We start from the raw sequence: 22,732 nt of genomic DNA, 5'->3' as shown, positions 1-22,732 counted from the left end.
GTCATCGGGCCCCCACGTAGGATGGCCACCATGCGTTCTGATCTAAGTCGTAGTACTGAGCACGTCGTTGCCGTCGTCCTGGCGGGCGGCGTGGGAGTACGCGCGGGTCTCGGTATGCCCAAGCAACTCGCGCAGATCTCGGGCAAGACCATCATCGAACACACCATCGCGGCGCTGAACAGTTCGAGCGACATCGACGAGATCATCGTCATGATGGAGCCCGCGCACCTCGATGCCATGACCCAGCTGCAACAGGCGGGCACCTATCCGAAACTGGCTGGCATTCACGCCGGCGGCGTCACGCGCAACGACACGACCCGCCTCGCCCTGTCGATACTCGGGTCCGAGAACATCAAGGTGCTCTTCCACGATGCGGTGCGCCCATTTGTGGACAACAGGATTCTGCACGACTGCGTCGCGGCGCTCGACCATTACGACGCGGTCGACACCGCGATTCCTTCGGCAGACACCATCATCGAGGTCACCGGCTCGCCCGAGGTGATCTCCGCAGTGCCGCCACGCGCGGCGCTCCGGCGCGGGCAGACCCCGCAGGCATTCCGACTCTCCGCCATTCGTGAGGCCTATGCGCTCGCCGAGCAGGACGAGAACTTCGCCGCGACCGACGATTGCAGCGTCGTGCTCCGGTACACGCCATCCGTGCCCATCGCCGTCGTCGCCGGGTCGGACGAGAACATGAAGATCACCGAGGCGATCGATGTGTTCATCGCCGACAAACTGTTCCAGCTCCGCTCAGCGGGCGTCGACGAACGCTCGGCAGGCGAGCGGGAGGAAGCCCTGCGGGGAAAGACCCTCGTGGTCTTCGGCGGGAGCGACGGGATCGGCCAGAGCATTTGCGTGCTGGCGCGCCAGTACGGGGCGAGCGTGTTCTCGTTCAGCCGTTCCTCGACCGGAACCCACATCGAGAACCGGGAGCAGGTGTCCGAAGCGCTGGCCAAGGCATCCGCTGAGACCGGTCGAGTCGACTTCGTCGTGAACACGGCCGGAACCCTGGAGATCGGGAGCCTTGAGAGCTTCTCCCCGGAGTCGGTGCGCAGCAGTATCGACATCAACCTTCTCGGCCCGATCCACCTCGCCCAGGAGGCGTTGCCCTACCTGAAGCAGACCGGCGGTCAGCTCCTCTACTTCACGTCGAGCTCGTACACGCGAGGACGCGCCAACTACGGCATCTACTCGGCGACCAAGGCTGCGACGGTCAACCTCACCCAGGCCCTCGCCGAGGAGTGGGCTGACAACGGGGTGCGGGTGAACTGCATCAACCCGCGTCGCACGAAGACTGCCATGCGTCTGCAGGCATTCGGCGAGGAGCCGGAAGGCAGCCTCCTTGAGGCCGACCGGGTCGCCGAGGTGTCCATCGACATGCTGGTGTCCCAGGTGACCGGGCAGATCGTCGACGTGAAGCGCTGACGCGCCGCTACAGCCTCTGGTTCAACCGCTCGAAGACGAGGTCGTAGAGCTCAGCGATACGCAGGTTGTCCTTGCGCAGCTCGTCGATCTCCTGCCGGAGTTCCCGCACCTGGTTCTCGTAGGCGATGACCTTGGGAAGCAGCGCATCGTCTTCCTCGCTCACGTGGATGAGGGTGGTCAGGGCGCGCGCGGCGCGGGGGGCGACTTTGGCGAGCAGCCGGCCGAGGAAGTTCTCCATGAATGTGTCTCCTAGTGCGACGCGGGGATCGGGCGGGTCTGTTTCAGAACGGCGGTGGCGGTGCGCCGGGGGCCACTCGCGGTGCGCCTGCGCCCGCGGGCGATGAGGTCCACCTCGAGGCCGTGCCGTGCGGCTTCGGTGCGGAGCGTGGCCAGCGGCAGGTGCCAGGTCTGGGGCAGCTCCGGCCGATAGCGCACCGCAGAGAAGTTGGTGTCGACCGTGGCGAAGGCGAAGGTGCCCGGGCGCATCACGAGCCGCAGGAACAGGAACACGTTCTCCCGCCCTTCGGCTGTGAGCCCTTCGAGGATGTGGCTCAGGTTGAAATGCCAGGCCTGTCGTGTCTGTACGAGCTCCGCACCGAACTCGAGCATGCGGCGCCGGTCGTACAGGTTCAGCACCCGGAATTCCGCAGGGCCGGCGCCGTCCCGCGCAAGCGCGACCGCCCGGAAGCTGTAGTCCACGCCGATCACCGGGTGTCCGTGCGAGGCGATGACGCCGGCCTGGTAGCCGGAGCCGGAGCCGAGGTCGGCCACCGGCACGCCGGGTGGAAGGAGCCTGGACAGCGCGCGGAGGTGCCGGGCATCCCCGGGGGACGAGGTGACGGTGTCCTCGCCGGCGTAACTGCTCTCCCAGAACTCCCGGTTCATGTTCTGGCTTCCGAACCAGTTGTCGAAACGCCTCCGGGTGGCGGCGGGGGTGCGGAACCGGAACGATGGGTCGGGCACCTGCCAGTCGGGGCCGTAGCATGCCGCCAGCCAGTCCTCGGGTTTCGCCGGTGCGGGCAGAAGGGAGCCGGCCAGCTCGAGCGGCCGGGTCGGAACGATCGACGACCGCGGCACATCCGCTCGAATGTGGAACGGCTGGCAGAACTCGTGCTCGTTACGGTAGAACGCGCTGAAGATGTCGACGTAGTGGTCGGTGCGTCCGGAGTCCTGCAGGAACATGACCTGCAGGTGCACGCTGCTGTGCCGCACCACGGTGTGGCCCAGCGCGACCAACTGGTCCTCCAGGCGATAGCTGTCGAGGGTCAGGTCTGACGGATGCGAGTGGCTGAGCAGGATGCCGAGGTCGACGTCGTCGTCGTGGGGAAGGAGGCCCTGCCGGCGGATGGCGCCGAGCAGCGTGCCGCTGCAGATGTATGCGGCGTAGCCGAGTTCCTCGAGCTGCGCGGTGACCGTCGAGGCGCTCTGCAGCAGCCGCTCCTGCACGCCGTCGGCGTCGGCTTCGAGGGAGGAGCCGAGGCGCAACCACTTGTTGACGGACAGGAGCTTGCCCTGGGCGTTGCGGATCTCCATCGGGCGCCTGCCGAGCCCCAGCGTGACATCGCGCGAGACCAGGATCTGACTGCTCGCGGGGTCGCGCACCGCGACCGTCGCCGTTCCACGGAGATACGGCCTCAGCGCGGCCGGCCAAGCCAACCGCGTCCAGCCGTCGGAGTTCGGGGAGTCCACCGCCACCGACCACACCCGGTGGTCGGAAACGAGAATGTCGACGGATCGCGGGACAGGCGTGCCGTCCAATCGGAAACGCAGTCCACGCCGGCTGACCTCGAGCCTCGAACCCACGCTGCCTCCCTCTGGTCAGGGCGCCGCCGGGTCTGCCCGGGCCCTGAAAGCCGCCGTGTTAGCCTACCTCGTGCCTCGGAACGCGTCGTTTCAGGCAGTGGGCTGCTGCACGCCCCGCTCGTGCCGGAGGACTCGCAAGGAACCATGACCAATGACACCGCCCAGATGACCCAACCCGGCGCACTCGACGCCGACCCCCAGGACGAGGAGTCGTCGGGTCCGGCACCGGTCCGCCGGGGATCGTTCATCGCCCGGGTTCTGACGGCGCGCGGTGACGAGCTCGTCGCCGACCTGCTCGCCGTCGTCGGCCTCGGCATCGCGTTCAGCGGCGCCCCGGCGTGGCTGCCCCTCGTGTTCGGGGCGCTCGCCCTGGCTCTGGGCCTCGCCGTGGCCCGCCGCCGCCCGGACGCGGCCGGGACCTTCGTCGTGTCCCGCATCCTCGTGGTGTTCCTCGCGGTCGCCGTCATGGGCGCCGAAGGTGAGGGCCGCTGGATCCCGGCCGTGCTCCTTGCGCTCCTCATCACCGGGGAGGCGACCTGCGCCTCCGTGTCGCGGGGCGCCATCCCGTTCGCCGCCCACCTGCCGGGCGTCGAGCCCCGCAATGCCGGCTGGTTCCCGGTCGACTACCTCTACTTCATCAACCTGGCGGCATCCGTCGCGTTCATCGTCCTCGGGTTGGCCGGGTTCCCGGCGTGGGGCCTGGTGATTCTGGTCCTCGTCGCGGCGGTCCCCAGCGCGATCAGCTTCCTGGACGGCATCCTGCGCATCCGGGCGCGGCGCGGCGCGGAGTCCAACCTCACCCGGACGCTTCGCGCGTACGAGCCGGTGTTCGCCGTGCACTGGGACGCGCCGGAGGGCACCGACTACCAGCTGGCGATGTGGTTGCCGTTCCTGGAAAGGCTGGGGGAGAAGTTCTTCGTCATCGTGCGGAACGAGGAGTCGTTCCCGGATGTGGTTCGGCTGACGACGGCGCCGGTGCTGCTGCGCAAGGAGCTGGCCGACATGGACGCTGTCGTCGTCCCGACCCTCAGGGCAGCTTTCTACGTGAACAATGCCGTGCGGAACTCGCACTTCGTGCGTTACCCGCAACTCAAGCACGTGCAGTTGAACCACGGCGACAGCGACAAGGCGCCCAGCTACAACCCGGTGTTCCGCATGTTCGACAAGGATTTCGTGGCCGGGCAGGCCGCGATCGACCGGTTCGCCGCGCACGGCGTCGACGCGCCGCCGCAGCTGTTCGAGATCGTCGGGCGCCCGCAGGTGGCCGACGTCGAGGTGGCGGCCTCGGCCGGCAAGGTTCAGGCGGTGAAGACGGTGCTGTACGCCCCCACTTGGGCGGGGTTCCACATCGATTCGGCGTACAGCTCGCTGCCCATCGGCGTGGCCATCGTGGAGGCCCTCATCGCCCGCGGCTGCGACGTCGTCTACCGGCCGCACCCGTACACCGGGCGCACCAAGGGCCTGGAGGCCGAATCGGCCAGGATCAAGGAGCTGCTGGCGAAGGACGCCGAAGCCAGCGGACGGAACCACGTGTTGGGGGAGCGCGCGGAACAGGCCATGAGCCTTGTCGACTGTTTCAATGCATCCGATGCGCTCATTTCAGACGTGTCCAGCGTTGTGCCGGACTTCCTGTACTCCGAGAAGCCATTCGCGGTGTGCGCCATGCTGGGCAGCCTGGACGCATTCGTGGAAGGCTTCCCGATCGCGCGCGGCGGTTACACCATCGCCGCCGACGGCTCCAATCTCGACGCCGTCCTCGACGACCTCCTCGGTGACGACCCGCTGCGCCCGGCGCGCCACAGCCTGAAGACGTACTTCCTGGGCGACATCCCGCCGGAGCGCTACGTCGACGTGTTCCTGGACGCGGCGCGGAGGATGCTCCGCCAGCCTCCGGTGATCTGACCTGCGAGCATCGCACCAGGACGGGAGACGCAACATGGGAAACGGTCGGCCTCCGAAAAGCAGGTTCCGCCAGGGCTTCGCCGCGGTGGGCCTCGCCTGCTATTCGGTCGTGGTGATGCTGGTGACCCTGTCGCCGGCACCGCTCGACCGCGGCTACGGGCGTTCGGTGAACCGGGTGCTCGGCGTGCTCCACAACCACGGGGTCCCGCAGTGGTTCGGCTACGACAAGCTCGAGTTCTCGGCGAACATCCTCATGTTCATTCCCATCGGCGTGCTCGTGACGTTCCTGCTGCCGGTGCGCGCCTGGTGGCTGGCCGTGCTGCTCTGCCCGGCGATGTCGGTCGGCATCGAGCTGACGCAGGCCGTGGCGCTTGACGCCCGGGTGGCCACCGGGCGCGACGTCGCCGCGAATTCGTTCGGTGCCCTGCTCGGCATCGTCGCGGCCGTCGCAGTGACCGCGCTGGTGCACCGGCGCGACGAGAAGGTCGTCGCGCGGGCGCTGTGGGAGCGTGGCCTACTGCACGCGGGCGAGGGCGCTGCGCCAGCTCATACCCTGCGCGGCTTTGACTGAGCAGACGAGCAGCAGCATCCATCCGAAGCCCACCAGGATCGTGCTCTCCGCCATGGACACGACGATCAGGATCACCAGGACCAGCGCCGGCCACACAAAGACGACCGGTCGCTTGTTGGAGGCCAGCAGCCACGACCGCACGAACGCGAGGGTGACCAGCGTCACGAAGGCCAGGAACCCGACCAGGCCGATCTGGAAGAGAACGTCGAGGAACGCGTTCAGGCCGCTCGTGTGCTCGCGGTGCGTCACGAAATCGAGCCAACCGTAAGGGGTGACCTGGGTGGGCCAGGAACCGGCCCAGCCCCACCCGGTGAGCGGATGCAGCGGAAGCAGCCGCCACATCTCCTGCCAGAGCCGGTACCGCACGGCGAACTCGCTGCCCGCGTTCATGTATCCGAGGACGGCGTCCCGCGCGATCCAGCCGCTGATCAGGGCGACCAGGGTGAGGCCGAGCAGGCCGAGCTGCAGCATCCATCGCCCTTCGACCGGCGTGCGACGCAGGGCGAACAGGGCGGCACCGGCGAGAGCGACGAACACCACGGTGATGGTGATGACCGGCGACCGCGTGAGGATGATGCACGCGCCGGCGAGCCACAGCGAACCGATGCCGAGACCGCGAACGACGGAGCGGGAGCGCAGTTCCACCGCGAAGGTCACCAGGGCGATCAGCGCGACCAGGGCGAAGGTGTTTCGCGATCCGAACACGCCCTGGAGCGGACCGAGTTCGGTGATGTTGCCCTGGATGCCGAGGAACGTGATCGGCAGGTCGATGAGGAGGCCCGAGAGCACCTCGAGGGCGATCGAGAGCCCGAGCAGCACCCGCAGCACGTCGCCGACCGCGCGGGTGATCTGGATCGTGTCCCGCACCAGGCCGACGTAGAGCGCCAGGAACGCGAAACCCAGCTGGTAGACGAGGCCCAGGATGGTGGCCTTCGTGTAGCCGCTCCACGCGAGCGAGATAGTGCTCCAGGCGAGGAACGTGATGATCGAGATGGGCAGGAGGCCGTGCCATTCGATGCTCTCCCGCCGGGCGACGAGCGAACAGGCCCCCAGCACCGCGATGGTGAACAGGATGCTGATGAGCCCGGCGCGCCCGATCAGGCTGAAGATGAGATGCACGCCGAAGGCGGTGCCGAAGGCGACGTGCGTCAGCGCGGCGGCGAAGCGCGGGGACTCGAACAGATGCCGGAGGGCCTCGGGTGGTTGGAACGTCGGGGGCGCATTCATCTGCATGCCACGCTACCGCTAGGGCAGATCCGCCATCGTGCGCTGCTGCCGTTTCGTGGCGACGGCGAAGAGCACGAGCAGCAGCCAGCCGTACTCGATCAGCAGCCGGCTCTCGGCAAGGCTCTGGGCCAGGAGCGCGACCATGAGCAGCAGCGGAAGGAGCGACGAAGCCGGGTGGGGGAGGTGCCGGTAGCCGGTCGTGCTGCGAAGCCGCGGCGGGTCGCTGAGCGTGACGAGCGCCACCGGGCGGTCCACGGCCAGGAACCAGGCCCGCCACAGCGTGGAAAGGGCCAGGGCGGCGAAGGCCACGACGCCGACGACGCCGAGTTGCAGCCACACGTCGAGCCACGCGTCGTGCGCCTGCAGGTACTCCACGCCCTTCCGCACGGCCAGGCCCTTGAACGGCTCCGTCCAGGGCGCCCAGTAGCTCACCCATCCCCAGCCGAACACGGGGCGCTCGCCGGCCAGGCGGATGACGCTGCTCCAGATGTCGAGTCGCCCGGTGAGGTCTTCGCTCTTGCCGAACAGGCTGAGCAGCCAGGGCGCAGCCAGCGTGACGCCGCCGATCACCGCGACAACGGATGCCGCGGCCACCAGGTACACCGGCCGCCGGCCCGCCTCGCCCCGGCGCCTGGCCCACACGGCGAACAGGAATGCCACCGCGACTGCGATCGCTGCAACGGTGACCGTCGCCGAGCGGGTGAGCACCATCATCACGAGCGCGAACACCAGCCAGCCGATGCCCCAGCCGCGCTTGACGGTTCCGGCGGCCAATTGCACGGCGAAGACGATCACGGCAAGCAGTGCGAAGAACCCGAGCAGGTTGCGGCTGGCGACGATGCCCTCGATGGGGCCCCCGTGAAGCAGGAGCGCGCGCGACCAGTAGAAGGCCTGGGGAACCTTCTCCGATCCGTAGTCGACCCAGAACGGCAGCACCGGATGCCGGACCACGACCGCGACGATCAGTTCGAACAGGAGGGAGAGGCCGAGCACCCAGCGGAGGGCCGCGCCGAGCGCGCGCAGGAGTTCGGCCCAGCTGAGGCACGCAGCCAGGAAGACGCCGCCCAGTGCGGTGACCCATTGCGCGGCCACGCCGGCGAGGCTGGCCAGCGGGTAGAACGACCACAGAATCGAGACCGTGGCGAGCCCCAGGAACACCACAAGGGACGTCGGGAACGACCGCCACGCCCAGCCCGGGCGGAGCCTGATCAAGGCGACCCCGGCAGCGATGGCGACGAGGATGACGATCGTGCCGAAGCCCCACCAGCCGAGCAGGTTGCGCCAGAACTGGCCGGCCAGCACCGTGAACAGGGTGAGCGTCGCGAGTGCGCGCACGGCAACCCGGTCGGGTTCCGCGGCGAGTGCTGGCATGGTTCCTAGGTTAGCGGCGGGTACCGGCCCACCGGCGCATCAACTGGTGGTCCCCGGGGCGGCGGAGAGCCGGGCGTCGAAGCGGCGGTAGCCGTTCCGCAGGTGCACGTCGTGCTCGGTGATGCGCTGCACCGCCTCCCACCGCACGTAGAAGGTGCCACGGTGCATCCAGCGCAGCAGGGCGTTGATGATCGCGGGGGAGTTCATGTCCATGCGTTCATACCCGAGGTAGGAGTGCCGGCTGTGCGGGCTGATCACGAGACCGTCCAGCCGGGCCTCCGCGAGGGTCTGGCCGGGCCGCCCGTCGATGACGAAGCGGGCGTCCAGCACGCTGCCCACGCGCTCGCCGTGGTCGTCGAAGACGTCGAGTCCGAGCAGGTCATTCAGGATCATGGCGGCCTCCGGGGATCCGGGAGATGATCTTGTCGCGCATCCACCGCTCGACCCAGGTCAGGTCGAGGCTGTCGCCGTCCACCCCGAGCTTGATGACGATCCCGACGTCGGTGATGTCCGACCAGGGGATGCGCTCGAGTCGTGACCGCGGCGGCCTGCCGCCGAAGATGCGGGTGCCCAGCACCGGGCCGCTCAGCAGTGCGGTGATGACCGGCGCCGGCGTTCCGGGTTCGATGGGTGTGTCCACCTCGATGTCGGTGATCTCGAGGGCGTCGACCGTCGTGACCGGCACGCCGGTGCGGTCGAGCACGGTGCGGTCCAGCAGGTGCAGCTGCGCATCGAGCACGCGCCCGGCCGAGCGCGGCGGTGGTGTGAGGTCGCTCATGCTCCAGCTCCCGTGATGATCATGAGGGGGATCGCCGCGATCGCGGCCACCAAGATGATGACGAGGTAGACCATCCCCAACGCGTTGGTGAGGCGACCGTTGACGTGTTCGCCCATGTATTCCGGGTCGTTGGCCACGATCAGGATGGGGAGATAGGTCAGCGGCAGCGCGATGGCGGAGAACACAACGGATATCTCGGTGATCAGCACCGGGTCGACACCGGTCGCGAGCACGCCGAGTCCGATCAGCAGGCAGATGATCATCGACACATGGAAGCGCGCGGCCTGGGCGGGCCTGCGGAACTTGCCCCACGACCATCCGAAGTACTGCGACAGCGTGTAGCCGCTGGAGAGGGTGGTCTCCAGCGCGGCCCCGAACGTGGCGGCCAGGATGCCGACGATCACGAACGCCAGTGCGATCTTGCCGCCGGCCTGGACCACCGGCAGCACCACCTGCGACAGCGACGTCACGGCGATCGACTGCGGCAACAGCACGATGGTGGCGCACGCGGCGATCGCGAGCGACAGGAAGCCGCCGAGCGGGAAGCCGACGAGGACGTTCACCCGCGACTGCGCGAGGCTCTTCACCGTCCACTTCTCCTCGATTGCGCCGGAGGAGAAGAAGAACACCTCGTACGGCGTCATGGCCGCGCCGAAGAGGGCGACCGCGTAATACCAGTAGGTGACCGTGTGCTCGCCCTGTGACACCGTGGGGTGCAAGGCCTGGCCGATTAGCTGGCTCCAGTCGGGACCGAGGAGGAAGACGGCCACGGCGAAGACGATGAGGGTGAGCCCCAACAGGCCGGTGACGTTCTCGAGCAGCGAGAACTTCGCGCGCCAGATGACGATCCAGACGCCGAACGCGGCCACGGGCATCCACAGCATCGGCTCCACGCTCGTGGCGAGCTGCAGCGCCAGGGCGACGCCGCCGATCTCGGCGGTGAGGGTCATCAGGTTGATGAGGAACGACGCCGCGAGGTTCGCCAGCCCGGCACGGGGCCCGAGCCGCTCGCGGATGATCTCGAACGTGGCGCGGCCGCTGACCGCCGCCACGCGCCCTGACATCTGCGCGAACAGGCAGATGCCGACGACGCCGACCAGCACGACCCAGGTCAGTCCCATTCCGAATCGGGAGCCCACGACGGCGTTCGTGACGAGGTCGCCGATGTCGACGAACCCGCCGATGGCGGTGAGGATGCCGAGTGCGATGCCGAGCAGCTTCTTCACTGGGCCTGCTTCCGCTGGTACTGCGTCAACCGGCTGTCTGCCTCGTCGCCCAGGTCGGCCAGGTCGGACGTGACCGACGCCAGCGACCCCCCGGCCGTGAGGGCCGTGCGCGCCCGGTTCACGGCATCCGTCGACCGCCGGATCAGGTCGAGGACCTGCTCGCGCTTGTCGGATTCGGCGCTGCCCGAGGTCTCGATCTCGGTGACGGAGTTGGCGGCGCTGGTGAGTTCGTCGAGCGCGTCGGTGAGCGCCGTGCTCGTGACGGCCGTGGTCGCCCGGTCATCGGCGCGGAGCGAGAGGCCGAGCTCGGCGGTGCGCACGGCCGACGTGGTCTCGGTGAGCGAGGACTGCAGCTGGCTGCCGAGCGACGAACAACCGGTGAGGGCTCCGACCAGAAGGAGGCCGGCGAGGCCCGCTGCCGCTGTTCTTTTTCGTCTCCGCATGTTCCTGACGCTAGCGCCGGGGCATGGAGGCGGCAAGGCGCCCGGCGGCAGGCGGGTCAGACGAAGGCGGCCTGCCCGGTGATCGCGCGGCCCACGATGAGGGTGTTCATCTCCCGCGTGCCCTCATAGGAGTACACCGCCTCGGCGTCGGCGAAGAACCGGGCCACGTCGTAGTCGAGGCTGATCCCGTTGCCGCCGAAGAGCTCACGGCACCAGGCCACGGTCTCCCGCATGCGGGCGGTCGTGTAGGCCTTGGCGAGTGCCGAGTGCTCGTCGAGCTGGGTGCCCTCGTCGAGCATCTGCGACACCCGCACCACCATGCCGATCGAGGCGGTGATGTTGCCGAGGCTCTTGACCAGGAGGTCCTGCACGAGCTGGTGGCCACCGATCTCCTTGCCGAACTGCACCCGCTCCTTCGCGTAGGCGACCGCCGCCTCGTAGGCGCCCACTGCCGTGCCCACCGCGGCCCAGGACACCTCGGCGCGCGTGTGCTTCAGCACCTTCGCGGTGTCGCGGAACGAGTTCGCTTCCTGCAGGCGGAGGCTCTCGGGGACGACCACGTTCTCGAGGGTGATGTCGGCGTTCTGCACGGAGCGCAGGCTGATCTTTCCCTCGATCTTCGTGGCCGTGTAGCCGGGGGTGTCGGTGGGAACAATGAATCCCAGTACCCGCCCGTCGGCGGCGTCCTTCGCCCACACCACGGTGATGTCGGAGAATGTGGCGTTGCCGATCCAGCGCTTGGAGCCGTTGAGCACCCAGGAGTCGCCGTCCCGGGTGGCGATCGTTCGCAGGCCCCGCGCCGAGTCGGAGCCGGAGAGGGGCTCGGTGAGGGCGAAGGCGCCGATCAGTTCGCCGCTGGCCAGCCGGGGCAGCCACTCCTCGCGCTGCTCCTTCGAGCCGGTGGCGGAGATGGCACCCATGGCCAGCCCGTTCTGCACCCCAACGAAGGTGGCCACCGACGGGTCGACGCGCGCCAGTTCCATGGCGACGAAGCCGCGGAAGACGGCGGAGTTCTCGAACGGGGCCGTCTCCGGCCACGCGAACGAATAGACGCCGAGGTTGGCCAGCGGCTTCACGATCTCGAACGGGAACTCGGCGCGCTCCCAGCATCCGTTGACAATCGGGCGAACGTCGGAATCGAGGTAGGCGCGGATGTCGGTGAGCGCGGACTTCTCCCGCTGGGTCAGCTCGCTCTCGTACTGGTAGAAGTCGCTGGCCAGCAGTTCAAAGGTCATGGGTCGCTCCCCCGGGGCAGGGCCGCCGTCCTTGGCAGCCGTCTCGAATTCCCCGCAAGCCTAGGGGGCGGCGGGGACCGGCTGAAAGCGATTGGTAGTTTGGACTAAACCACGGGACGAGGAGAGCGGCATGTTTGTGGGCATCACCAATACCCCACGCGATTACGCATGGGGGTCTCACCTCGCGATCGCCTCCCTCCTCGGCACCCCTCCCTCGGGCAAGCCCGAGGCTGAACTCTGGCTCGGCGCCCACCCGGGGTCCCCGGCCGTGATCACGGACCCGTCGGCGGTGGGCGGTGCCCGGCACCTGGCCGAGTGGATCGCCGCGGAGCCGGAGCGCGCGCTGGGGGAGGCGCGTGCGGCCGAGGGGCGGCTGCCGTTCCTGCTGAAGCTCCTGGCGGCGGCCGGCCCGCTGTCGTTGCAGGCGCATCCGTCGACGGACCGCGCTCGTGCCGGGTTCGACCTGGAGAACGAGGCCGGCCTGGCGTTGGACGCGCCGGATCGCAACTACAAGGACCCGTTCCACAAGCCCGAGCTGATCCTGGCGCTCAGCGACCGCTTCGAGGCGCTCTGCGGTTTTCGGCCGGCGGACTCCGTGCAGCGGATCGTCGACGAGCTGCGCGCGCTCGACGCCACGATGGACGAACCGGAGCCGGAGCCGCTCGACGACCTGGAGCGTCACCTCGCCGGGACGGACGGACTGCGCGACACCGTCGACTGGCTGCTGCGCGACGGCCGCGGCGAGGACACGGGGGAGGTGGCGTGGCTCGTCGAGCGCGTCGTGGCGCTCGCGGGGCAGGCGGCGTTCCTGGCCGGGGGAAGCGCCGAGATCGAGTTCCCCGCCGAATTGGCGACCGTGGAGTCGCTCGCCGCTGCGTACCCCGGCGACCCGGGCATCGTGATCTCGCTGCTGCTCAACCGGGTGTCGCTGCGGCGCGGCGAGGTGCTCTACCTGCCCGCCGGCAACATCCACGCCTACCTCTCCGGCCTCGGCGTCGAGCTGATGGCCGCCTCCGACAACGTGCTGCGCGGCGGGCTCACGCCCAAGCACATCGACGTGGACGAGCTGCTGGAGGTGCTCGACTTCACGCCGACCCCGGTGCCGTACCTCTCACCGGCCAGCTCCTCCACCCCGGGCGTCACCGTCTACCAGCCCGACGTGCCCGACTTCCGGCTGGTGCACATCGAGGCGGATGCCGCCGCCGACGGGTCGGCCGGCTCCGGCGTGCCCATGCGCCAGGTCGCGCTCGCGGGGCCGGCGATCGCCATCTGCACGGCCGGCGGGTTCCTCGTGGCCGGCGCGACGTCATCCGTTGCCCTGAAGCGCGGCGGCGCGGTGTACATCACGCCCGACGAGGGCACCGTGACCTTCGCCGGTGCCGGCGAGGTCTTTCTCGCCACCACCCCCGCCTGACCCTCCCGTCGCCAACTCCGGTAATTCCCTGCCGCCCGGCCCGGCGCCCTTGTGATCTCGCTGCTCTCCGAGCGGCACGGGGAAATTTTCCGGAGTTAGCGACGGCGGCGGGGCCAGTAGGGTGGGGACGTCGGCAGCGCCGGGCTGCCGCGAGGGCGAGGATGTCACATGGCTTGGCTGGTCACCGGGGGAGCGGGATACATCGGCGCGCACGTGGTGCGTGCCTTCCAGGCCGAGGGGATCGACGTCGTCGTCATCGACGACCTCTCCAGCGGCCACACCGGCTTCGTGCCCGACGGCGTGCCGTTCGTGCAGGGGAGCATCCTCGACAAGGACCTGCTCGTTCGCACCTTCGCGGAGCACCCGATCACGGGCGTCGTGCATGTTGCGGGGTTCAAGTACGCCGGTGTCTCGGTGCAGCGCCCGCTGCACACCTATGAGCAGAACGTCACGGGAATGGTGCTGCTGCTGGAGGCGATGCAGGAATCCGGCGTCGAGAACATCGTCTTCTCCTCGAGCGCGGCCGTGTACGGCACCCCGGACACCGACCTGGTCACCGAGGCCACACCGAAGAATCCCCAGTCGCCCTATGGCGAGTCCAAGCTCATCGGGGAGTGGCTGTTGCGGGACCAGGAGGTCGCCGCCGGCCTCCACCACACGAGCCTCCGCTACTTCAACGTCGTCGGCTCCGGCTCCAGAGACCTCCGCGACACCAGCCCGCACAACCTCTTCCCGCTCGTGTTCGACGCCCTCATCGCCGGCAAGACACCGCGCATCTATGGCGATGACTACGACACCCCCGACGGCACGTGCGTGCGCGACTACATCCATGTCGCCGACCTCGCCCTCTCCCACGTGGCCGCGGCTCGCCGGCTTGAGGCTGGGGAGCCCATCGAACCCGTCTACAACCTCGGTTCGGGCGACGGCGTCTCGGTGCGGCAGATCATGGATACGGTCGCACGCGTGACCGGCATCGACTTCGACCCGGAGATCGCACCGCGCCGGCCCGGCGACCCGGCGCGCATCGTGGCCTCCGGCGAACTGGCCGGCCGCGACCTGGAATGGAAGATGCGGCACAGCCTCGACGACATGGTGCAGAGCGCCTGGGAGTCGCGGCAGGCAGCATCCGCCTGATTCGCGGTAGCGACACGCCGACGCGACCGGCAACGTTGCTGTGCGTTCGCCCAAAGCGTGGGGGTCAAAAGCGACACGCCCGGCGCGTACAAGTCTCCACGGATTCTTGAGGGTTTACTATCTGCGACTTGACGAATGGGAACTACACCGGTGTAATTAGTCAAGGCCACAAACGGTGGGCGTTGGCACGAGGGCAGGAGACGATATGGCTGTATCTGAGTATCGTTCCGGGGTTCCTGACGATTGGTTCATCGATCCTGTTCGTTTGGGAGTGCCGGGAGTTCGCAGCGAGGCGAACGACGACAATTCGCTCGCTTGGCAGACAGATTCATTGTGCGCACAGACCGACCCGGAGGCGTTCTTCCCTGAGAAGGGCGGCTCCACCCGCGACGCGAAGAAGATCTGCTCATCATGCGAGGTGCGCACGCAGTGCCTGGAGTACGCGCTCGCCAATGACGAGCGGTTCGGCATCTGGGGCGGGCTCTCGGAGCGCGAACGCCGCAAGCTCCGCAAGCGCGCGGTCTAGCTCGAGGCGAGCCCGGGGTTTCGGCACGGCGGATTTGAGGCACGCCCGCCTTCATTGAGGAGCGGCGGGCGCGACGCCGCCTAGGCTGTGTCCGATATGCAACCCCGAGTCACCGCCATCCTTGTCGCGCGCAACGGCGCGAAGCACCTTGAGCGCACGCTGGAGGCGCTCAAAGCGCAGACGCGACAGCCGGATGTCGTGATCGCAGTCGACTGCGGGTCGACGGATGCCACGAGCAGTCTGCTGGCCGCCTTCGGTCCCACGCAGTTTCTGGCGACGGATGCCGGCCTCTCGTTCGGCCAGGCGGTCGCGCTGGCTGTCAACGTGCTTCCCGCTCCCGACGACGACAACGACATGCTCTGGCTGCTCGCCCAGGACAGCGCCCCGGAGCCGACCGCCCTGGCATCGCTTCTCGGTGAACTGGAGATCGCCCCGTCGGTGGCCGTGGCCGGCCCGAAGGTCATGGAGTGGCAGGCGGGCGACTACATCCACGAGTTCGGCCAGTCGATCACCCCGTACGGCGCCACCGTCTCGCTCGTGGAGAGCGAACTCGACCAGGGCCAGCACGACGGCGTGAGCGACGTGCTCGCCGTCAGCGCCGTCGGCATGCTCGTGCGGCAGAGCGTCTGGAATCAGCTCGGCGGCTTCGACCCGGCCCTCGCGACGGTCGACGACGCCCTCGACTTCTGCGTGCGGGTGCGCCTGGCCGGTTACCGGGTGTCGCTGGCCCCCAACGCGCAGGTGACCTCCGCCGGCGACGGAGTGGCCGGGCTCAACGGGTCGTCCCGCGGCCGCTGGCGTCGCAAACGGCTCCGCAGCATCCGTGCGGCCCAGCTGCACCGCCGGCTGGTGTACGCCCCCGCGGCGGCCGTTCCGTTCCACTGGTTCTCGCTCGTGCCCCTCGCGCTCGTGCGCTCCATCTGGCAGCTTCTCCGCAAGGAGCCGGCCGCCATCCCCGGCGAGTTCGCCGCGGCGTTCCGCACCGCGTTCAGCGCCCGACGGGTGGCGCAGGCGCGCCGCCGGTTCGGCCGCACGAAGAAGCTCGGCTGGGGCGCCGTCTCCGGGCTGCGCGTCACGGCCGCCGAGGTGCGTCGACGTCACGCACTGCGGCGCGAGGCCAACCTGGCCGGCATCCGGGGCAGCCGTCCCGAGATCCACTTCTTTTCAACGGGCGGGGCCTGGACGTTCCTGGCGGCGGCCGTGGCGAGCGTCGTGCTCCTCGGGCCGCTCCTCGGCGCCCAGACCCTCACCGGCGGCGGCTTCCTTCCGCTCGACGACTCGCTCGGCCAGCTCTGGCAGTCGGTGCTGTACGGATGGCGGGACACCGGGCTGGGCTTCATCGGTGCCGCCGACCCGTTCGCGGCGGTGCTGGCCGTGCTTGGGACGCTGACCTTCTGGGCGCCGTCGTTCGCCCTTGTCGCCCTGTATTTCCTCGCCATGCCGCTGGCCGCCGTCGCCGCGTGGATGGCTGCCACCCGGCTCACCGCCCGCCCCGGCCTCCGCGCGGCGGCCGCAGCGCTCTGGGTGTTCTCACCCCCCTTCCTCACGGCGCTGGCCGACGGTCGCCCGGCCGGAATCCTCGTGCACCTGCTGCTGCCGTGGCTGTTCTTCGCCGGCTTCTCGGCGGCACGGTCCTGGTCGGCGTCGGCATCCGCTGCCCTGCTCTTCGCCGCCATCGTCGCCTGTGCGCCCTCGCTGGCCCCCGCCCTGCTCCTCATCTGGCTCGTGTGCGTGATCGCCAGCGGCCGGAGCATCATGCGCTTCATCGGCATCCCGCTGCCCGCGCTCACGCTCGCGGCCCCGCTGATCTGGAGCCAGGGCATGCGCGGCACCTGGCTCGCCCTCCTCGCTGACCCGGGCGCCCCCGTCCCCGGCACGACCGCCTCGGTGTGGCAGCTGCTGCTCGGATTCCCCCGCGGCGAGTTCGGCGGATGGGCGCCGCTCGCAGGCGACGCCGGCATCCCGGGCGTCGTGCTGTACATCGCCATCCCCGTGCTGCTCGCGTTCCTGGCGATCCCGGCGCTGCTGGCGCTGTTCCTTCCCGGCTTCCACGCCGCGGCGATCGCCCTTGGTACGGCGCTCATCGGGTTCATCACCGCCATCGTGTCCACGCACCTCTTCCTCACCTCCGTGGGTGGGCAGCTGGTGAGCGTCTGGCCGGGCTCGGGACTCAGCCTGTATTGGATGGGCATCGTCGGGGCGGTTCTCATCGCGTTCCGCTCGGAGCGCGGCCTCGTCATGCTGCCCGCGGCCTGCGCCTGCGTCGCGCTCGTCCTGGCGGTGGCGCCGCTTGCCGCGGCTGTGCCGCTCGGCACATCCGCCGTCGCCCGGGGTGGGGACCGCACGGTGCCGGCGTTCGTGAGCGCCGAAGCGCGCACCTCGCCGCAGGTCGGCACCCTCGAGCTCGTGCCGCAGCCCGACGGCGGGGTGCTGGCCACCGTCATGCGGGGCTCCGGGCCCACACTGAACGACGAGTCCACGCTCGCAACGACCAAGCGCACCATCTCCGGCCGCGACGCCGAGCTCGCGACCCTTGCCGGCAACCTCGTCTCCCGCAGCGGCCTCGACGCGTCACAGCAGCTCACCGACCTGGGCATCCGCTTCGTCCTGCTCCGCCCCGCGGCGGTCGAAGCCGCCGAGCCCGGCGTGACGCCGGCGCCGACCATGGCCGCCGCCGCGACGGCAGTGCGGGCCACGACAGCCCTCGACGGCAACGCCGCCGTCGCGCCGGTCGGCGACACCGCGTTCGGCCGGTTGTGGCGCCACGGGCAGGCAACGGATGGCCCGGGCGGGCCGACGACACCGGTCAACCCGGTCGGGCCAGAGGGCCTGCTTTCCCTGATCGCCCTCATCGTCGTGTTCGGCGCGACCCTGCTGCTGTCCATCCCGACCGGTGCCAACCAGGAGGCCATCCGCCAGGCCAACCGCGAGGCGATCCGGCGTGCGGCCAAGGAGAAGAAGCGAGCAGCGAAGGACGCACTGCCGGCAGCGGCCGGCTCGACGGCAGTGGAGGTCGCCCCCGCTGAGCCCGTGGTGGAGCGCGAGCATGCCGCAGTCCCGGCCCCGGCCGCGCGGCCGACAACCGTGGGCGGCAGCGCGCCCGACCCGACCACCGCCGACCCGACCACCGCCGACCCGACGCCGACTCCCACCCCAGGCGCCGCCGACAGCGCGGCCGCGGAGCAGCACCCGGGTCAGGCCGCCGAGCCGCAGTTCGCCTCGCGCCGGGCCCGCCGGGCCGCACTCGCGTCCGCGCCTGCCGTCCGCTCCGACGTGAAGGACCACGATGATGCCGACTAAGCGCAGAATGGCCCTCGCCGGGGCGCGCGTGGGCGTCGGCGTTGCCGGCATCGCCGTGGCCGCCGCGACCGTCGCCGGCGCGGCGCTCGTCGACTGGCCGAGCCTCGCGGCGCCGGTGCCGTCCGCGGTGATCACGCCCGAGCCCGATCAGCAGTCGCGCGTCTGTCCCGGTCCGCTGCTCACCCTGGCCGAGGACTCGAGCCAGGCATCGGCCGCGACCTCCGTCGGTGGCGCCCAGAACGAGTACGGCGCGATCGACGCCCAGTCGACGCCCGTGCCGGTGCAAGCCACGCCGCTCATGGCAGCCGATAACGCCGACGCCGACGCCGACGGAAGCCCCGTGCTGCTGCAGGCCGACCCCGCAGGCAGCACCCTGCCGCAGCTCGCGGGCAGCCAGTCCCAGACCGCCTCGGCCGAGACGATCGGTGGCCTGGCCGTGGCCGCCTGCACCGAAGCGGTGGGCGACGCCTGGCTGGTCGGCGGCTCCACCGACCTCGGCCACACAAGCCTCGTGCTCCTCAGCAACCCGAGCACCGTCGCCGCGACCGTGAACCTGACCGTCTACGGCGAGACCGGGCAAGTCGACGCACCCGGGTCCACCGGCATCCTCGTGCAGCCCGGCTCGCAGCGTATTGTCTCCCTCGCCGGCCTCGCCCCCAACGTCAATTCGCCCGTCGTGCGCGTGCAGTCACGCGGGGGACAGGTCGCCGCGTCGCTCGAGGAGAGCGTGGTGCAGGGCATTGAGACCGCCGGCGTGGAACTGGTCGGAGCGACGAACGCACCGGCGGCCGAACAGATCATCCCCGGCATCGTCGTGCCCCGGCCCGGCGCCACCAGTGGCGAGGGCGACGCCCCGCCTGCGGAGGTGGCAGCGCCGAGCGCACGGGTGCTCACCCTCGGCGACGAGCCGGCGACGGTGCAGGTCGGCCTCATCAGTGAGGACGGCGCCTCCACCGGCACCTCGCTGCAGATCCAGCTTCAGCCGGGCCTGGCGACCAAGGTGCCGCTCGACGGGCTCGCCCCCGGGCGGTACACGATGCGCCTCACGGCCGACCAGCCGATCGTCGCCGCGGCGCGCACCACGACGACCGACGATTTCGCCTGGTTCACGGCATCCGCCCCGCAGAAGGGCGACTTCCTGGTGGCCGTCGCCGACGGAGTCGACCCCACGCTGCACCTGTTCAATCCCGGCACAGCGGATGCGAAACCGGTCGTCACGCAGGACGGCGCTGCCTCTGCGCCGCTCACCGTGCCGGCCGGGCAGGCCGCCGTTGTCCCGGTAGCGCCGGGCTCGCTCGTGAGCGTCACCGACGGGGCCGGCCTCGTCGGTTCCGTCAGCTACTCCGGCGACGGGCTGCTCTCGGCCTTCGCGGTCACCCCGCCCGGAGCCCTGGCCGCGCCCATCACCGTCTACACGCACTAGCCGCATCGAGGTTCCGAGCGGTCCGAGCCGGCTAGAAGTGGTGGAAGCCCTCCGGGGCGATGTCCCACGGGTCCTTGCCGAGCAGCTCTGCCACGGCCCGGAACACGCAGCTCTCGATCATCATCCGCCGGTGGAACTCGTCGTTGCGGTGCAGCCGGCTGAGCCGCTGGATCGGCACGCGGAAGAACACCACGCGCTGCTCGGGAACGCTGACCCACCAGCGCTGCACGGCCGGGCCGGCTCCGCTCGGTGCCGCCGCCACCTCGAAGCTCACGCTGCCCAGCTCGTCGGGCCACAGCCCCCGCAGGTATTCGACCGTCGTCGAGATGGTCATGTCGAAGAAATCGATCCGGGTGCGCAGCGGCGGCAGATAGGGGCCGGTGGCCGAACTGCGGATGCCGCGGCCGTGCCGGTCGCGCCCGCGCCCGCGCTGCACCGGCGGCGGCACGTCGTAGCGGCGGGACTTGGGCATGTCTCATCCTACTTCCGGCGCGACTGCGGGTACTCTGAGGTCGATGTCAATCAGGCCGTGTTCCCGAACCGCGTGCCCGGAGGAAGCCGTGGCGACGCTCACGTACGTGTACGCGGATTCCATGGCCGTCCTCGGTCCGCTGTCGCTCACGCAGGAGCCGCACGCGTATGACCTCTGCGCCCGGCACGCCGAACGCACCTCGGCGCCCCAGGGCTGGCACGTGTTCCGGCACAAGGTGATGGGCAACGCCTTCGGCGACGGCGACCTGCCCAGGCGGCATCCGTCGCCCCACTGATGGCGCGAGCTGATCGCCGGGTGCGTCGCCGCCAACGGATGCCGTCGCCCGGCACGCGATGGCCGGCACAGTGCGATGACCGGCAGTGCGATGACCGGCAGTGCGATGATGGGGGCATGACGTCTGTTTCACCTTCCCCCACCGTGACCTCGTTCCGGGTCGCCGATCTTTCCCTGGCAGAATCGGGCCGGCACCAGCTGCGGCTGGCCGAGAACGAGATGCCCGGCCTCATGGCGCTCCGCGCCGAGTTCGGCGAGTCGAAGCCGCTCGCGGGCGCCCGCGTCGCTGGTTCGCTGCACATGACCGTGCAGACGGCCGTGCTCATCGAGACGCTCATCGCCCTCGGCGCGCAGGTGCGCTGGGCCAGCTGCAACATCTTCTCCACCCAGGACGAGGCGGCCGCGGCCATCGTCGTCGGTCCTGACGGGACACCGGAACAGCCCGCCGGCGCTCCCGTGTTCGCGTGGAAGGGGGAGACGCTCGCCGAGTACTGGTGGTGCACCGAGCAGATCTTCGACTGGAGCGAGGAGGCGGCTGCGGCAGGGGAGACCTGGGCCGGACCCAACATGATCCTCGACGACGGCGGTGACGCCACCATGCTCGTGCACAAGGGGCAGGAGTTCGAGCAGGCCGGGCAGGTTCCGGCCGCGGCGGAGACCGACAGCCAGGAGTACCAGGTGGTGCTCGAGACGCTCCGTCGCTCCCTCGACCTCTCCACCGACCGGTGGACGCGGATCGCCGCGGAGATCCAGGGCGTCACCGAGGAGACCACGACCGGTGTGCACCGCCTGTACGAGCTCGCCTCCGCCGGCGCGCTGCTGTTCCCGGCGATCAACGTCAACGACTCCGTCACGAAGTCGAAGTTCGACAACAAGTACGGCATCCGCCACTCGCTCCCCGACGGGCTCAACCGCGCCACCGACGTCTTGATCGGCGGCAAGGTCGTCTTCGTCGCCGGGTACGGCGACGTCGGCAAGGGGGCGGCGGAAGCGCTCCGCGGCCAGGGTGCCCGCGTCATCGTGAGCGAGGTGGACCCCATCAACGCGCTGCAGGCCGCGATGGACGGCTTCCAGGTCGCGCGCATCGAGTCGGTCGTCGACCAGGTGGACATCTTCATCACGGGCACCGGCAACCTCAACGTCATCACCACCGACCACATGCAGCGGATGAAGCACCTCGCGATCGTCGCGAACGTGGGGCACTTCGACAACGAGATCGATATCGCGGGCCTCGAGTCGATGGACGGCGCGGTCAAGGTGCAGATCAAGCCGCAGGTGCACGAGTGGCGCCTCCCGACGGGGCGGAGCATCCTGGTCCTCTCCGAAGGCCGGCTGATGAACCTCGGCAACGCCACCGGGCATCCGTCGTTCGTCATGAGCAACTCGTTCACCAACCAGGTGCTCGCGCAGATGGAGCTGTACTGCCATCCGGAGCGATACCCGGTGGGCGTGTACGTGCTGCCGAAGCACCTCGACGAGAAGGTCGCCCGCCTGCACCTCGCCGCGCTCGGGGTCGAGCTCACGACCCTCACGCCGGAGCAGTCCGCCTACATCGGCGTGCCCGCCGCCGGCCCCTACAAGGTCGACCACTACCGCTACTGACCTCTCCCGCCCCTTCCGGCCCGGTTTCGGGAAGCCGGCACGTGTTCCTGCACCCGCCCGCTTCTCGAACCCGGGCCGGTGCGCGTGCGCCCTCCGCGAGTCGTGGGTCGTGGCCGTTTTGCGCGTGCTTTTAGCGGCCACAACTCCGGTTTCGCGGGGGAGGGCGAGGGGCGGGAGGCGCCGACACGCCCGGGCTGCGGGGGCGTTTTGACGAGGTCGGGAACGGCCCGTAATGTATTCACACGTACCCCAAACGGTGCGGGAAAGCCGATGAGCTTCCCGGCCTCAAGTGGGACTGAATCCCCGGTAATGATGCCCTTGCTGCTGTTGCAGCAGGCGCTTCTATTGCTTAGGATGAACCCTGAACTTCCGGACTGGTCACTGGTTCGAGTTGCTGTCAGCATGCCTTCGGGCCGGCCGGCATGCGAAGAACTCGAATTGACACGGTCAGCCCGGACAGGTAAGGTAGAGAAGTTGCCCCGGAGCGACAGCCTGAATGGCTTGAAGTCGGGTGCGTCCGATCCTTGAGAACTCAACAGCGTGCACAATGTCAAATGCCAAAAACCTCGTGCGTGGTTTGGCCGGT

General features: G+C 69.5%; 20 protein-coding genes. 10 read left to right on the top strand and 10 right to left on the bottom strand.

Translation table 11 applies throughout. From position 1 onward, the window contains the following. The first annotated feature begins 30 nt into the window (after positions 1-30). Entirely contained in the window at positions 31-1,425 is a 1,395-nt protein-coding gene (locus EEJ31_RS11240; protein WP_199727335.1) for a bifunctional cytidylyltransferase/SDR family oxidoreductase, read from the top strand. Positions 1,426-1,432: 7 nt separating this feature from the next. Here EEJ31_RS11240 and EEJ31_RS11235 read toward each other — a convergent pair whose 3' ends face one another. Next, the gene (locus EEJ31_RS11235) at positions 1,433-1,663 is read right to left on the bottom strand and encodes a DUF6752 domain-containing protein (protein WP_123046384.1); all 231 of its coding nucleotides are present in this window, start codon (positions 1,661-1,663) and stop codon (positions 1,433-1,435) included. Positions 1,664-1,674: 11 nt separating this feature from the next. Then, positions 1,675-3,228: a LicD family protein gene (locus tag EEJ31_RS11230; protein ID WP_148040177.1), complete on the bottom strand. Its 1,554-nt coding sequence runs from the start codon at positions 3,226-3,228 to the stop codon at positions 1,675-1,677. 144 nt (positions 3,229-3,372) lie between these two features. Here EEJ31_RS11230 and EEJ31_RS11225 point away from each other — a divergent pair, with 144 nt between their 5' ends. Further along, a complete protein-coding gene (locus EEJ31_RS11225) occupies positions 3,373-5,130 on the top strand; it encodes a CDP-glycerol glycerophosphotransferase family protein (protein WP_199727334.1) in 1,758 nt (585 codons plus the stop codon). A 34-nt stretch (positions 5,131-5,164) separates the two neighbouring features. Next, positions 5,165-5,701 carry a VanZ family protein gene (locus EEJ31_RS11220; protein ID WP_123046382.1) on the top strand — a complete coding sequence of 179 codons (537 nt, stop codon included), beginning with the start codon at positions 5,165-5,167 and terminating at the stop codon, positions 5,699-5,701. On the opposite strand, the gene EEJ31_RS11215 is transcribed toward EEJ31_RS11220, so the two are convergent. The 7 genes from EEJ31_RS11215 to EEJ31_RS11185 are packed head-to-tail and all read right to left on the bottom strand — an operon-like array spanning position 5,645 to position 11,981. Continuing rightward, positions 5,645-6,928 (bottom strand): O-antigen ligase family protein, encoded by a 1,284-nt coding sequence (locus EEJ31_RS11215; RefSeq protein WP_123046410.1) that lies wholly within the window; start codon positions 6,926-6,928, stop codon positions 5,645-5,647. The genes EEJ31_RS11220 and EEJ31_RS11215 overlap by 57 nt on opposite strands. An 18-nt stretch (positions 6,929-6,946) precedes the next feature. Continuing rightward, positions 6,947-8,299 carry an O-antigen ligase family protein gene (locus EEJ31_RS11210; RefSeq protein WP_123046381.1) on the bottom strand — a complete coding sequence of 451 codons (1,353 nt, stop codon included), beginning with the start codon at positions 8,297-8,299 and terminating at the stop codon, positions 6,947-6,949. Between the two features lie 39 nt (positions 8,300-8,338). After that, the gene (locus EEJ31_RS11205; protein ID WP_123046380.1) at positions 8,339-8,692 is read right to left on the bottom strand and encodes a PRC-barrel domain-containing protein; all 354 of its coding nucleotides are present in this window, start codon (positions 8,690-8,692) and stop codon (positions 8,339-8,341) included. Further along, the gene (locus EEJ31_RS11200) at positions 8,679-9,077 is read right to left on the bottom strand and encodes a hypothetical protein (protein WP_123046379.1); all 399 of its coding nucleotides are present in this window, start codon (positions 9,075-9,077) and stop codon (positions 8,679-8,681) included. Before EEJ31_RS11200 ends, EEJ31_RS11205 begins: the two co-directional genes overlap by 14 nt. Beyond that, positions 9,074-10,303 (bottom strand): NRAMP family divalent metal transporter, encoded by a 1,230-nt coding sequence (locus EEJ31_RS11195; RefSeq protein ID WP_123046378.1) that lies wholly within the window; start codon positions 10,301-10,303, stop codon positions 9,074-9,076. Before EEJ31_RS11195 ends, EEJ31_RS11200 begins: the two co-directional genes overlap by 4 nt. After that, on the bottom strand, positions 10,300-10,746 hold the full coding sequence (locus EEJ31_RS11190) for a hypothetical protein (RefSeq protein ID WP_123046377.1): 447 nt from the start codon (positions 10,744-10,746) through the stop codon (positions 10,300-10,302). Before EEJ31_RS11190 ends, EEJ31_RS11195 begins: the two co-directional genes overlap by 4 nt. A gap of 56 nt (positions 10,747-10,802) precedes the next feature. Next, entirely contained in the window at positions 10,803-11,981 is a 1,179-nt protein-coding gene (locus EEJ31_RS11185) for an acyl-CoA dehydrogenase family protein (protein WP_123046376.1), read from the bottom strand. A 130-nt stretch (positions 11,982-12,111) separates the two neighbouring features. Here EEJ31_RS11185 and manA point away from each other — a divergent pair, with 130 nt between their 5' ends. The 5 genes from manA to EEJ31_RS11160 all read left to right on the top strand — a co-directional run bounded on the left by manA (position 12,112) and on the right by EEJ31_RS11160 (position 19,778). Continuing rightward, a complete protein-coding gene (gene manA, locus EEJ31_RS11180; RefSeq protein ID WP_123046375.1) occupies positions 12,112-13,395 on the top strand; it encodes a mannose-6-phosphate isomerase, class I in 1,284 nt (427 codons plus the stop codon). Positions 13,396-13,563: 168 nt separating this feature from the next. Next, a complete protein-coding gene (gene galE / locus EEJ31_RS11175; protein WP_123046374.1) occupies positions 13,564-14,529 on the top strand; it encodes a UDP-glucose 4-epimerase GalE in 966 nt (321 codons plus the stop codon). Between the two features lie 205 nt (positions 14,530-14,734). Beyond that, positions 14,735-15,055, top strand: a complete 321-nt coding sequence (locus EEJ31_RS11170; protein WP_123046373.1) for a WhiB family transcriptional regulator — start codon at positions 14,735-14,737, stop codon at positions 15,053-15,055. 96 nt (positions 15,056-15,151) lie between these two features. After that, on the top strand, positions 15,152-18,355 hold the full coding sequence (locus tag EEJ31_RS11165; protein WP_123046372.1) for a glycosyltransferase family 2 protein: 3,204 nt from the start codon (positions 15,152-15,154) through the stop codon (positions 18,353-18,355). Beyond that, positions 18,342-19,778, top strand: coding sequence for a DUF5719 family protein (locus tag EEJ31_RS11160; protein WP_148040176.1), 1,437 nt, complete (start codon positions 18,342-18,344; stop codon positions 19,776-19,778). Before EEJ31_RS11165 ends, EEJ31_RS11160 begins: the two co-directional genes overlap by 14 nt. A gap of 31 nt (positions 19,779-19,809) precedes the next feature. Here the strand turns inward: EEJ31_RS11160 and EEJ31_RS11155 are convergent, their stop codons facing one another. Next, complete coding sequence (locus EEJ31_RS11155) at positions 19,810-20,250, bottom strand: metallopeptidase family protein (RefSeq protein ID WP_123046370.1); 441 nt, start codon at positions 20,248-20,250, stop codon at positions 19,810-19,812. Between EEJ31_RS11155 and EEJ31_RS14320 the strand changes: the two genes are divergently transcribed. After that, on the top strand, positions 20,249-20,545 hold the full coding sequence (locus EEJ31_RS14320) for a DUF3499 family protein (RefSeq protein ID WP_456064312.1): 297 nt from the start codon (positions 20,249-20,251) through the stop codon (positions 20,543-20,545). The two genes, EEJ31_RS11155 and EEJ31_RS14320, sit on opposite strands and share 2 nt — an antisense overlap. 116 nt (positions 20,546-20,661) lie before the next feature. Beyond that, positions 20,662-22,146 (top strand): adenosylhomocysteinase, encoded by a 1,485-nt coding sequence (gene ahcY, locus EEJ31_RS11145; protein WP_123046368.1) that lies wholly within the window; start codon positions 20,662-20,664, stop codon positions 22,144-22,146. The last annotated feature ends 586 nt before the right edge of the window (positions 22,147-22,732 follow it).

Source organism: Cryobacterium tepidiphilum (genome assembly GCF_003716325.1).
GTDB classification, from domain to species: Bacteria; Actinomycetota; Actinomycetes; order Actinomycetales; family Microbacteriaceae; genus Cryobacterium; species Cryobacterium tepidiphilum.
This window is presented reverse-complemented; position numbering and strand designations above follow the sequence as displayed.

What these genes read in the sequence shown, in the direction of transcription:
- EEJ31_RS11185 (WP_123046376.1), bottom strand. Translation starts at nt 11,981, where the DNA reads ATGACCTTTGAACTGCTGGCCAGCGACTTCTACCAGTACGAGAGCGAG.
- EEJ31_RS11155 (WP_123046370.1), bottom strand. Translation starts at nt 20,250, where the DNA reads ATGCCCAAGTCCCGCCGCTACGACGTGCCGCCGCCGGTGCAGCGCGGG.
- EEJ31_RS11240 (WP_199727335.1), top strand. Translation starts at nt 31, where the DNA reads ATGCGTTCTGATCTAAGTCGTAGTACTGAGCACGTCGTTGCCGTCGTC.
- EEJ31_RS11225 (WP_199727334.1), top strand. Translation starts at nt 3,373, where the DNA reads ATGACCAATGACACCGCCCAGATGACCCAACCCGGCGCACTCGACGCC.
- EEJ31_RS11205 (WP_123046380.1), bottom strand. Translation starts at nt 8,692, where the DNA reads ATGATCCTGAATGACCTGCTCGGACTCGACGTCTTCGACGACCACGGC.
- EEJ31_RS11165 (WP_123046372.1), top strand. Translation starts at nt 15,152, where the DNA reads ATGCAACCCCGAGTCACCGCCATCCTTGTCGCGCGCAACGGCGCGAAG.
- EEJ31_RS11190 (WP_123046377.1), bottom strand. Translation starts at nt 10,746, where the DNA reads ATGCGGAGACGAAAAAGAACAGCGGCAGCGGGCCTCGCCGGCCTCCTT.
- EEJ31_RS14320 (WP_456064312.1), top strand. Translation starts at nt 20,249, where the DNA reads ATGTCTCATCCTACTTCCGGCGCGACTGCGGGTACTCTGAGGTCGATG.
- EEJ31_RS11170 (WP_123046373.1), top strand. Translation starts at nt 14,735, where the DNA reads ATGGCTGTATCTGAGTATCGTTCCGGGGTTCCTGACGATTGGTTCATC.
- ahcY (WP_123046368.1), top strand. Translation starts at nt 20,662, where the DNA reads ATGACGTCTGTTTCACCTTCCCCCACCGTGACCTCGTTCCGGGTCGCC.
- EEJ31_RS11235 (WP_123046384.1), bottom strand. Translation starts at nt 1,663, where the DNA reads ATGGAGAACTTCCTCGGCCGGCTGCTCGCCAAAGTCGCCCCCCGCGCC.
- EEJ31_RS11220 (WP_123046382.1), top strand. Translation starts at nt 5,165, where the DNA reads ATGGGAAACGGTCGGCCTCCGAAAAGCAGGTTCCGCCAGGGCTTCGCC.
- EEJ31_RS11160 (WP_148040176.1), top strand. Translation starts at nt 18,342, where the DNA reads ATGATGCCGACTAAGCGCAGAATGGCCCTCGCCGGGGCGCGCGTGGGC.
- EEJ31_RS11210 (WP_123046381.1), bottom strand. Translation starts at nt 8,299, where the DNA reads ATGCCAGCACTCGCCGCGGAACCCGACCGGGTTGCCGTGCGCGCACTC.
- EEJ31_RS11200 (WP_123046379.1), bottom strand. Translation starts at nt 9,077, where the DNA reads ATGAGCGACCTCACACCACCGCCGCGCTCGGCCGGGCGCGTGCTCGAT.
- EEJ31_RS11215 (WP_123046410.1), bottom strand. Translation starts at nt 6,928, where the DNA reads ATGAATGCGCCCCCGACGTTCCAACCACCCGAGGCCCTCCGGCATCTG.
- manA (WP_123046375.1), top strand. Translation starts at nt 12,112, where the DNA reads ATGTTTGTGGGCATCACCAATACCCCACGCGATTACGCATGGGGGTCT.
- galE (WP_123046374.1), top strand. Translation starts at nt 13,564, where the DNA reads ATGGCTTGGCTGGTCACCGGGGGAGCGGGATACATCGGCGCGCACGTG.